8 protein-coding genes and 1 tRNA gene are annotated in these 10775 nt (G+C 66.4%); 1 reads left to right on the top strand and 8 read right to left on the bottom strand.

Features of this window, described 5'->3' with window-relative positions; all coding sequences use genetic code 11:
* Positions 1 to 72: 72 nt before the first annotated feature.
* Both rlmB and rnr read right to left on the bottom strand, forming a co-directional pair.
* A complete protein-coding gene (gene rlmB / locus EA346_RS06040) occupies positions 73 to 813 on the bottom strand; it encodes a 23S rRNA (guanosine(2251)-2'-O)-methyltransferase RlmB (protein ID WP_296756674.1) in 741 nt (246 codons plus the stop codon).
* A complete protein-coding gene (rnr, locus tag EA346_RS06045) occupies positions 810 to 3539 on the bottom strand; it encodes a ribonuclease R (RefSeq protein WP_296756677.1) in 2730 nt (909 codons plus the stop codon). The genes rlmB and rnr overlap by 4 nt, the downstream gene beginning before the upstream one ends.
* Before the next feature lie 150 nt (positions 3540 to 3689).
* Here rnr and EA346_RS06050 point away from each other — a divergent pair.
* A tRNA-Leu gene (locus EA346_RS06050) sits at positions 3690 to 3776 on the top strand.
* Positions 3777 to 3909: 133 nt separating this feature from the next.
* On the opposite strand, the gene EA346_RS06055 is transcribed toward EA346_RS06050, so the two are convergent.
* The 6 genes from EA346_RS06055 to EA346_RS06080 form a co-directional block, all read right to left on the bottom strand.
* Complete coding sequence (locus EA346_RS06055; protein WP_296756679.1) at positions 3910 to 5205, bottom strand: adenylosuccinate synthase; 1296 nt, start codon at positions 5203 to 5205, stop codon at positions 3910 to 3912.
* A 4-nt stretch (positions 5206 to 5209) separates the two neighbouring features.
* The gene (locus EA346_RS06060) at positions 5210 to 6388 is read right to left on the bottom strand and encodes an ATP phosphoribosyltransferase regulatory subunit (RefSeq protein WP_296756681.1); all 1179 of its coding nucleotides are present in this window, start codon (positions 6386 to 6388) and stop codon (positions 5210 to 5212) included.
* Between the two features lie 28 nt (positions 6389 to 6416).
* Positions 6417 to 6593, bottom strand: a complete 177-nt coding sequence (locus tag EA346_RS06065) for a DUF2065 domain-containing protein (RefSeq protein WP_296756683.1) — start codon at positions 6591 to 6593, stop codon at positions 6417 to 6419.
* A gap of 26 nt (positions 6594 to 6619) precedes the next feature.
* A complete protein-coding gene (hflC, locus tag EA346_RS06070) occupies positions 6620 to 7498 on the bottom strand; it encodes a protease modulator HflC (protein WP_296756685.1) in 879 nt (292 codons plus the stop codon).
* Positions 7498 to 8700, bottom strand: a complete 1203-nt coding sequence (hflK, locus tag EA346_RS06075; protein ID WP_296756687.1) for an FtsH protease activity modulator HflK — start codon at positions 8698 to 8700, stop codon at positions 7498 to 7500. Before hflK ends, hflC begins: the two co-directional genes overlap by 1 nt.
* Positions 8701 to 8882: 182 nt before the next feature.
* The gene (locus tag EA346_RS06080; RefSeq protein WP_296756689.1) at positions 8883 to 10556 is read right to left on the bottom strand and encodes an NAD-dependent malic enzyme; all 1674 of its coding nucleotides are present in this window, start codon (positions 10554 to 10556) and stop codon (positions 8883 to 8885) included.
* Positions 10557 to 10775 lie beyond the last annotated feature (219 nt).

Here is a 10775-nt window from a genome sequence, read left to right on the forward strand (position 1 = left end):
GCTACGCTAACCCGACCTACAGAACTGGGCCGCGTATTTTCACGCTAACTGCCGGTGCAAAGGTGAGCGTGATCAGCCTCGTCCCCGCTGGCGCACCGCCTCGAAAAGCGCGACGCCGGTGGCGACAGAGACGTTCAGACTGGAAACGCTCCCCGTCATGGGAATCGCCGCGAGGTGATCGCAGGTCTCGCGCGTCAGGCGTCGCAGCCCCTCCCCTTCCGCTCCCAGCACCAGTACCGTGGGCAGGGTCAGGTCGACCTGGTACAGCAGCGTCTCGGTGTCGCCCGCGAGCCCAACGACCCAGAGACCCTGGTCGCGCAAGCTGCGCAGCGCCCTTGCCAGGTTGACCACGGAAATCAGCGGCACGGTCTCCGCCGCGCCCGAGGCGGCTTTGGCGGCGGCCGGCGTCAGCGAGGCACTGCGATCCCGCGGCACGATCACCGCGCTGGCCCCGGCCGCATCGGCGCTGCGCAGGCAGGCACCCAGGTTGTGCGGGTCGGTGACACCATCCAGGGCCAGGAAGAGAGTTCCGCCCGCGGCGACAAGATCCGCGAGATCGGCCTCGGTCGCGCGCTGACGCGGCAGCGTCCAGGCCAGCACGCCCTGATGGCGCAGTTCGGGATGGCCGCGGTCGAGACGTTCCCGGCGCACCCGCTCGACACTGATCCCCAGTCCCTCGGCACGGGCGATGATGCCTCCCAGACGCGCGTCAATCGAGTCCGCGGCCACCTGCAGGCGCTTGACCCTCTCCGGGGCATTGGCCAGCAGCGACTCCACCGCATGCAGGCCGCCGACGACCTCGGCCTGACTCACGAATCCGAATCCCGACGCCTCCTGCGACCCGAGCGCCTGCGGCCAGATCCGGTGGCCGAATCATCCCCGGCAGGGGTTTCGGCCTGGATCTCCTTCACCTCCGACTTGGGCTTGGACGACGGCCGGATCAGCATGGCCACCTCGCCCTGGGGTTCCGCACGGCGCCGGCGCCGGCGTGGCGGCTCGGGCGCGGGAGGCGATTCGGCGGATTCCGCTTCGGGCGCTGCAGCCGGGACCCGCGCGCGCGCGGGCGTCTGCGGAGCAGTGGGGACAGAATCCACCGCATCGGAAGCAGGGCTGCGGCGGCGCCGCCCTTTGGGCTTCGCATCAGGCCGGGCCTCGGCCTTTGGCGGCTCCGGGACGTGAGGGGGTTGCGGAGGCGCGTCCGTCTCCTTCGCCGAGGCTTCGTCCGCAAGCGCGGGCGCCTCGGGCTTGCGCCCGCGACGGCCCCGGCGCCCCGGCTTGCGTCCGTCGCCCGACTCGCGCCCGGCGCCCGCTGCCCCCCGCCTGGGCTTGCGTGGCGCGGACTCGGTGGGACGGCCTTCCTCATCCACCAGACGCAGGTCGATCTTGCGGTCGTCCAGGCTGACCCGGGTCACCTGTACCTTCAGGCGGTCGCCGATCCGGAAGGTTCTGCCGCCGCGCTCCCCGGTCAGGCGGTGGCGGATCGGATCGAAGTGGTAGAAGTCGTTGTCCAGGCTGGTGACGTGCACCAGACCGTCGATGAAAACATCGACGATCTCCACGAACAAACCGAATCCGGTGACTCCCGAGACCACACCGTCGAAGACATCGCCGACCTTGTCCTCCATGTACTCGGCCTTCAGCCAGGCGATGGCATCGCGGGTCGCGTCGTCGGCACGACGTTCGGCCATGGAACAGTGCTCGCCCAGGGTCTCCATGTCACTGTGCGAGTACGCGAATCCTGCGGCCTTGCCACTGCGCAGCACGTGGCGGATGCCGCGGTGCACGAGAAGGTCGGGATAACGACGGATCGGCGATGTGAAATGGGCATAGTCGTCCAGGGCCAGGCCGAAGTGGCCGCTGAGACCGGGACCGTAGACGGCCTGGCTGAGCGAGCGCAGCACGACCGTCTGGATCAACTGCTTGTCCGGGCGGTCAGCCGCCGCGCGCAGCACCGCCGAATAGTGCGCGGGCGTAGGCTCGTCGCCGCCGTCCAGCGTCAGACCGACCCCGGACAGGAAGTCACGCAGGTCGTCGATCTTCTCGGTCGGCGGCTGGTCATGAATGCGGTACAGCGCCGGCACCTTGTGCTTTTTCAGGAACTTGGCCGCCGATACGTTGGCGGCAATCATGCATTCCTCGACCAACCGGTGGGCATCGTTGCGCTCCACCGGCACGATGCGCTCGATCTTGCGCTCCGGACCGAACTCGATCCGGGTCTCGGTGGAATCGAAGTCGATCGCACCGCGCCGATTGCGGGCAGCGTTGAGCACCTTGAACACCGCGTGCAGTCGCTCCAGGTGCGGCAGCAGCTTTGCATGCTGCTTGCGCAGGGCCTCGTCACCGTCGACCAGCATCGCGGCCACCTGGGTGTAGGTCAGGCGCGCGTGAGAGCGCATCACGCCCTCGTGGAAGCCGAAGCTGCGCAGGGCTCCACGCTTGCCGATCTCCATCTCGCAGACCATGCACAGGCGTTCGACATCGGGATTCAGCGAGCACAGGCCATTGGACAGCACCTCCGGCAGCATCGGGATCACCTGCTTGGGGAAGTACACCGAGGTGCCCCGGTTGCGCGCCTCCTTGTCCAGCGCCCCGTCCCTGTCCACGTAATGCGAGACATCGGCGATCGCGACCCAAAGCCGCCAGCCGCCGTCTGTTTCCTCGCAGTACAGAGCATCGTCGAAGTCGCGGGCGTCCTCGCCGTCGATGGTCACCAGCGGCTTCTTGCGCAGGTCCAGCCGTCCCTTCCGGGCTGTTGCGGGAACGTCGGCACCGAACTGGTCGGCGGCGGCGGTCACTTCGTCGGGCCAGTGGAACGGCAGCCCGTGCGCGCGGATCGCGATGTCGATCTCCATGCCCGGCGCCATGTGTTCGCCGAGGACTTCGACCACCTCCCCGCGCAGTCGGGCCTTGCGTGACGCCTGCGGGCGAATGCGCACCACCACGATCTGGTCGTCGCCAGCCGCGCCCAGGCCGTCGGGCGGAATCAGGATGTCATGGGTGATCCGCTTGTTGTCCGGGGTGACTACGCCGACCCCATCCTCGATGCGGATGCGCCCGACCACCTGCTCGGAACCACGCTCGAGGATCTCGATGATGCCCCCCTCGCGCCGCCCCCGATGATCGACACCCATCACCCGCCCCAGCACGCGATCGCCATGCAGCACGCCGCGCATCTGCCGCGGCGACAGGAACAGATCATCGCTCTGGTCGTCGGGGACCAGGAAGCCGAAGCCGTCGGGATGGCCGATCACCCTTCCGCGCAGCAGATCGGCCTGCTCCACCGGCAGGTAGGCGCCGCGGCGGTTGCACAGCAACTGGCCGTCACGCTCCATCGCCCGCAGGCGCCTGCGCAGGGCCTCGGTCTGTTCCTCGCTCACGATGCCGAGGCGTTCCGCGATCTCCTCGAACTCCAGCGGGTTGCCGGCCTCGATCACGCTCTCCAGTATCAGTTCGCGGCTGGCGATCGGGTTTTCGTATTTCTGTGCCTCGCGCTCGAAATTCGGATCGACCGGCGGACGGTTGCTGCGTTTTCTGGGCATTCACTTCACTCGTTTTGGAGCCCCCCACGGCCTTGGCCTTGGTCGGGTCCACCATTGGAACCCGGGGGCATGACAGATCAATTGACACTTCCGGCGGAGGACTCTATATTGCGCGCTCCTGAAGCGCAGGACCTCACGGTCCATCCTCATGCCGAGGTGGCGGAATTGGTAGACGCGCTAGCTTCAGGTGCTAGTGGGCGTAAGCTCGTGGAGGTTCAAGTCCTCTCCTCGGCACCATTTCTTCCCTCATCCCTTTTTCCGTTCTCCGGCATTGCCGTGAGCGTTCGGTGATTCGCGCGTTGTCCGTGCAGCGCCACTGCGGAAAAACATGGGTGCCGGGACCGGAAAGCCCCGACACGCCCCGCTTCGATCAGCCCGCAAACGGGTCACGCAGCACGATCGTCTCGTCCCGGTCCGGCCCCGTGGAGACCATGTCGATGGGCAGGCCCACCACGCTGCCCAGCCGTTCCAGGTAGCGTTGGGCATTCGCCGGCAGCTTGTCGTAGTGACGGATTCCCAGGGTGGATTCCTGCCAACCCGGCATCTCTTCGTAGATCGGCTCACAGCCCGAATAGGCCTCGGCCCCTGCCGGCGGGATATCCATCACTTCGCCATCGCAGCGATAGCCGACACAGATCTGGAGGTTCTCCAGCCCGTCGAGCACGTCGAGCTTGGTGATGCAGAGGCCGCTGATGCTGTTGATCGCACCGGCGCGGCGCAATGCCACGGCATCGAACCAGCCGCAACGGCGCGGCCGACCCGTGGTGGACCCGAACTCGTTGCCGCGGCGCGCCAGATGCTCACCCATGCTGTCGAACAGTTCGGTCGGAAATGGCCCGGCCCCGACGCGGGTGGTATAGGCCTTGGTGATGCCCAGGATGTAGTCGAGATCGCGCGGGCCGACACCGGAACCCGTGGCGGCGCCGCCCGCCGTCGTGTTCGAGGAGGTGACGAAGGGGTAGGTGCCGTGGTCGATGTCGAGCAGGGTGCCCTGGGCACCCTCGAACATCACGTCGGCACCCTGCGCGCGCAGAACGTGCAGACGGCCGCTGACGTCGGTGACCAGCGGTCGCAGGCGCTCCGCCTGGGCAAGGCTCTCGTCGAGCACCGCCTGGAAGTCGATGGCATCGGCCTGAAAGTAATTCTTCAGCACGTAGTTGTGGTAATCCAGCACTTCGCCGAGCTTGGCGGCAAATCGTTCCCGGTGGAACAGATCGCTGAGGCGCAGGCCACGCCGGGCGACCTTGTCTTCGTAGGCGGGGCCGATGCCCCGTCCGGTGGTGCCGATCGCGGCCGCGCCGCGGGCGCGTTCGCGGGCGTGGTCCAGCGCCACGTGATGGGGCAGGATCAACTGGCAGGACTCGGACAGGCGCAGGCGCTCGGCCACGGGTACCCCGCGCGCCTCGAGCATGTCCATCTCCTCCAGCAGCGCAGTGGGTGACAGCACCACGCCGTTGCCGACCAGGCACTCGACGCCGGTCCTGAGGATTCCGGAGGGAATCAGGTGCAGCACCGTTTTCTGGCCACCGATGACAAGCGTGTGGCCGGCGTTGTGTCCACCCTGGAAGCGCACCACCGCAGCGGCGTTTTCGGTCAGCAGATCGACGACCTTCCCCTTGCCCTCGTCACCCCACTGACTCCCCAGAATTACTACGAATCGTCCCATTGGCCTACGGCTCCTCGACATTCCATTCATGACCACGCTTCTGCAAGCGTGGGCCCTGCGTCAACGCTTCTCCGGACTCGCCCGCAAGCAGGCGGCGCACCCGGACCCCCCGGGCACGCAGATCCGCGATCGCAGCTTCCAGCCCGGCATCCCCCTCCGCCGGTGCAAGAACGCAATCCCGCCGCGGCTCCGTCCACGCTGGAACCAGGCGCAGCAACAGCCTCAGGTCGGTACTGAAGCCGGTCGCGGCCCGCGCGCGGCCGAACACACGGCCAATTTCATTGTAGCGACCACCGCGCGCGATTTCCTGGCCGGAGCCCGGCACGAACGCCGCGAAGACCAGGCCCGTGTGATACGAGTAGCCGCGCAGCTCGCCGAGATCCACGTGAACATCGAGGTCGGGATGCACGGCCTGGAGGCGTTCGATCACGGCTGACAGGTGATCCAGGGCGGACGTCACCTGCACGGGCGCGGCCGCAAGCATGCCGCGGGCCTCGACCAGAACCTCGGGTCCCCCGTTGAGGTCCACCAGCGCCCGCAGCAGCTGTGCCACTTCGACATCGAGCTGCCACGCGGCGAGCGTCTCGTCGATCTCGGGGATGGCCTTGCGCTGGAGCAGGTCGAAGAAGACCTGTTCCCGGCCCCTGTCTAAACCCGCCGTCCGGGCCAGCGAGCGGTAGATGTCCACGTGGCCCAGATCGATACTGGCACCGCGAACGCCACAACGATCCAGGGTGGCCAGCATCAGCCGGATGATCTCGACGTCGCTGTCGAGACCGTCGTGCCCGAACAGTTCGGCCCCGGCCTGCATTGGGCTGCGCGAGCCGGACCACTCATCCGCACGGGTACGCAGCACGCTTCCGACGTAGCAGAGCCGGGACGTACCCTCCTCGCGCAGGCGGTGGGCATCGATCCGCGCCACCTGCGGCGTGAGATCGGCCCGCAGCCCCATCAGCTTGCCGGTGAGCTGGTCGGTGAGCTTGAACGTCTGCAGGTCCAGCTCGCGCCCGGCGCCGGTGAGCAGGGAATCGAGGTATTCCGCCATCGGCGGAATCACCAGGTCATAGCCCCAGACATCGAACTGATCCAGGATCGCGCGGCGCAAGGCCTCCAGGCGCCGCGCGGCGACAGGCAGGGCCTCCTCGAGTCCATCCGGAAGCAGCCACCGGTTCACGTCGGTCATCGTTTTCCCTGTATCAACAGTGCTTCACTCAGCCACGCACCCAGGCCAGCAAGGCAAGGCCGAGCAGCATCGAGATGAGCCCGAACAGCCGCAATGTCCCCTCCGGCAGACGGGCGAGCTCCAGGAGGACCTCCCGGTAACGGCGCGGCACCAGAAACGGCAGGAGCCCCTCAAAAACAAGCAGCAGCGCGAACGCTGCTGCCAAATCCGACCATACCACTCAGAAAGCCGTTATGGACTCTGCGGTTCGTTCACCCCGGACGGATCCTTGAAGTACCGGAAGAAGTCCGACGTCGGATCCATCACGTACGTGCTGCGCTCACCCGACAGCGAATTGCGGTAGGCAATCAGGCTGCGGTAGAAGCCGAAGAAGTCCTCGTCCGCCCCGAAGGCCTGGCCCAGGATCTCGGTCGCTCGGGCATCACCGACACCGCGGATCTCCTCGGACTCCCGATAGGCATCGGCGAGGATGACGGTACGGTCACGATCGGCACGTGAGCGGATGCGCTCTCCCTCCTCCTGACCGCGGGCCCGGAAGTCCTGGGCAACACGCTGACGTTCGGCGCGCATGCGATCATACACCGATTCCGACACCTCGTCCGGAAGGTCGATGCGGCGGATGCGCACGTCGACCAGGGTTACACCCAGTTCGCGCGCGGTCTCCAGCGCCTCCTGGCGCACCGCACCCATGATCGTCAAGCGCTCGCCGGCCACCACCTCGGCCAGTTCGTACCGGGCGAACTCGTTACGCATGCCGTCACGAAGGATCTGTGCCAGCCGTTCCTCGGCGTTGCGCTCGTCGCCGCGGGTGGCCCGGAAGAACTGCCCGACGTCGTCGATGCGCCACTTGGCATAGAAGTCCACGATGACGTTCTTGGCCTCGCTGGTCAGGAAGCGGTCCGGCGGGATGTTGAGCGTCATGATCCGGGCTTCGAAGAAGCGCACGTTGTTGATCAACGGGAACTTCAGGTGCAGACCCGGCTCGAGGTCCACTTTGCGCACTTCCCCGAGCGAGAAGAGGATGACGCGTTCACGCTCGTCCACCGTGTAGGTCGACATGGCGATCAAGATGACCGCAACGATTGCGGCGATACCTGCTATGCGAAACATTAGCGCACCTCCCGGGCACGCGGATCAGGCCGTGGGGCCGCCGGTCGGTTCATGCCCGCGCTGGGCGTGCTGATGCCAAAGGTGCCGCGCGTGCCGTCCAGCGGTTCCGGGGTCGTACCCGGGAGCGCGCCCGCACCGGTGCCGCGTAGCAACTGGTCGAGCGGCAGCATCATCAGGTTGTTGGTCTGCCCGACATCCAGCATCACCTTGTTCGAATCCTGGAAGATTGCCTCCACCGCCTCGATGTAGAGGCGCTGGCGCGTCACGCTCGGCGCGACCTGGTATTCGGTGAGCAGCTGCGAGAAGCGAGACGCATCACCCTCGGCCCTGGCGATCGTCTGATCCCGGTAGCCTTCGGCCTCTTCCAGGATACGAGCCGCCTGACCGCGCGCACGCGGGATCAGGCCATTGGCATAGGCCTCGGCCTCGTTCCGGAAGCGGGCCTCGTCTTCACGGGCACGGATCGCGTCAGCGAAGGATTCCTGCACCGGCTCGGGCGGCTGCGCCTGCTGCATCGACATGGCCGTGACGATCAAGCCCGCACCGTACGAATCCAATGCCTGCTGCAGGGTCTGGCGCGAACTGATCGCGATCTCGCCACGGCCCTCACCCAGGATGAAGTCCAGCCTGCTCTTCCCTACGCTCTCGCGGATGGCCGATTCCATCAACTGCTGCACGGTGACGTCCGGATTGCGCACGTTGAACTTGAAGTCGACGACGTCCAGCACGCGATACTGCACCGCGATGTCGACGTCGATGATGTTTTCGTCGGCGGTCAGCATCAACGCCCGGTTCTGCAGGGTACGGATGCTGTCGACGTTTTCGACCTCCACGCGCTCGAACGGCCACGGCAGATGCCAGTTCGGACCGGGGGACGAGACTTGCTGGAAAGCACCGAAGCGCAACACCACGCCCCGCTCGCCTTCGCTCACGATGTAGAAACCGGAAGCCAGCCACACCACCACCGCGATGATGATCGCGAGACTCACCACGGCTTTGGAGTTGCGACCCATTCCCGAGCCGCCGTCGCCGCCGGAACTGCCGCCGCCACCGCCACCAAACAGGCTGTTGATCTGCTGGGTGACCTTGCGCATCATTTCTTCAAGATCGGGCGGACGCTGTCCGCCACCACCGCTCCCGCCGCCGCGTTGACCGCCGCTCCAGGGATCGCGCTGGTTGTTTCCCGGTTCGTTCCAGGGCATTTACTCTGACTCCTACTATCGGTACAGCCTTATGAACGTGAAACGCGCGTTTGGTTCGCCACGTGTTCTACGTAGGGGCCGGCATTTTAGGCACCACCCCCCCACCTAGCAAGCCCGGGGTGACAGTGGTTGGAGAGAACGGTCGTTAAACCTTACCGCTTTGGCGCAAGCGGGAAACGGGCTCAGGCAACGTAGCTCACGTATTCGGGGTCATACATCTGCGCCTCGACCCAGGCCTCCAGGTCGGCTGGGCGCTCGTTTCCCGCAAGCCCCTCTGCAAAGGCGACCTCCGCGACGGCAACGGCGATCCGGGCCGAGACCTCACGCACCCGCGCGAGTGCCGGGAACAGGCTGCCCTGTGCGAGATCCTCGTCGCGCACCATCTCGGCGAGTGCCCGGGCGGCCACCATGAACATCGCATCGGTGACCCGCGAGGCCTGCGACACAACTGCCCCCAAGCCAACGCCCGGGAAGATATAGGAGTTGTTGCCCTGCCGCGGCACGAAGCGCCGCCCGTCGACGTCCAATGGGTCGAACGGGCTGCCGGAGGCAAACAGTGCCCGGCCGTCGGACCAGGCGTAGGCCTGCTCGGCCGTGCATTCCGCCCGGGACGTGGGGTTGGAGAGCGCAAACACGATCGGTCGGTCATTCAGGCCCGCCATCATCTCGATGACCTCGCGGGTGAATGCACCCGGCACCGCACCGACGCCGATGATGGCTGTCGGACGCAGCGCCTCCACCGCCTCGAGGAAGCTGACGAGTGGTGGGTGCTCGTGGGCGTAGGGCCGCTTGTGTTCGGCCAGCGCCGAGCGACCCCGTATCACCAGCCCCCTGGAGTCGACCATCCAGGACCGGCGCCGCGCGACTCCCTCTTCCATTCCTTCCGCCACCAGGGCGGAGGTCAGCAGATCGGCGATGCCGGTAGCTGCCTCGCCCGCACCCAGGAACAGGAAGGTCTGGTCACGCAGGGGACGATTGGTCACCCGGAGCGCCGACAGGATCCCCGCCAGCGTGACCGCGGCCGTGCCCTGGATGTCATCGTTGAAACAGGGGATCCGGTCACGGTACGTCTGCAGCAGGCGAAAGGCGTTGTGATTGGCGAAGTCCTCGAACTGCACCACCACTCCGGGGAAGACCTCCTGCGTGGCCTCGAGAAACTCCGCCATGAGTTCGTCATATTCGGTTCCGGCGAGGCGCCGCCGGCGCAGGCCCAGATAGAGCGGATCCTCGAGCAACGACTCGTTGTTGGTCCCGATGTCGAACATCACCGGCAGACAACGGCGCGGATGCACCCCGGCGCAGGCAGTGTAGAGGGCCAGCTTGCCGATCGGGATTCCCATGCCGCTGGCGCCAAGGTCGCCCAGACCCAGGATGCGCTCACCGTCGGTGACCACGATGATCCGCGCGTCCCGGTAGGGCCAGTTACGCAGCACGGAAGACACTTGGCCGCGATCCTCCGCCGAGACGTACAACCCGCGCGGGCTTCGGTAGATGTGGCCGTATTCCTGGCAGGCCAGCCCGACGGTCGGCGTGTAGATCACCGGCATCATTTCGTCGGGGTTTTCGATAACCACCCGGTAGAAGAGCGCCTCGTTCCGGTCCTGCAGGCTCTGGAGCATGATGAAACGCTCCAGTGGCGAGTCGATGCGCCGGAAGTTCTCAAGCACTCGCTCCACCTGTTCCTCCTGGGTGGAGACATGCGGCGGCAGCAGGCCGGTCAGCCCCAACACATCGCGTTCGCGAGCCGTGAAGGCCGAGCCCTTGTTCAGGGAGGGATCGCGCAACAGCGCCATGCCACGTGGGAACCATTCGGGAAGGGGGCCCGACAGAGCCTCGCCAGGTAGCTGCTGCGGCATTGCGGAATGTCCTCGGCGGAGCGCTAATGAATGGGCAGAAGGCGTAAGGGAAAGAAGCGGATAGACCGGCTCCGTTCCCTCAGTATCCGGTGCCTATTCAGGCGCGTCAACCGCTCCGCAGAGCGCCCGTGCTCAGCCGCTGCCGGCGGACCGGAAACGTTCGAGCATGTGTTCGATCAGGGGATCCAGGTAGCCCTGCTGCCACGCGGCGATCGCGAT

Origin of the sequence: Thioalkalivibrio sp., from assembly GCF_007692535.1 — a bacterium.
GTDB lineage: Bacteria > Pseudomonadota > Gammaproteobacteria > Ectothiorhodospirales > Ectothiorhodospiraceae > Thioalkalivibrio.

What these genes read in the sequence shown, in the direction of transcription:
- hflK (WP_296756687.1), bottom strand. Translation starts at nt 8,700, where the DNA reads ATGCCCTGGAACGAACCGGGAAACAACCAGCGCGATCCCTGGAGCGGC.
- rnr (WP_296756677.1), bottom strand. Translation starts at nt 3,539, where the DNA reads ATGCCCAGAAAACGCAGCAACCGTCCGCCGGTCGATCCGAATTTCGAG.
- EA346_RS06055 (WP_296756679.1), bottom strand. Translation starts at nt 5,205, where the DNA reads ATGGGACGATTCGTAGTAATTCTGGGGAGTCAGTGGGGTGACGAGGGC.
- EA346_RS06060 (WP_296756681.1), bottom strand. Translation starts at nt 6,388, where the DNA reads ATGACCGACGTGAACCGGTGGCTGCTTCCGGATGGACTCGAGGAGGCC.
- EA346_RS06080 (WP_296756689.1), bottom strand. Translation starts at nt 10,556, where the DNA reads ATGCCGCAGCAGCTACCTGGCGAGGCTCTGTCGGGCCCCCTTCCCGAA.
- hflC (WP_296756685.1), bottom strand. Translation starts at nt 7,498, where the DNA reads ATGTTTCGCATAGCAGGTATCGCCGCAATCGTTGCGGTCATCTTGATC.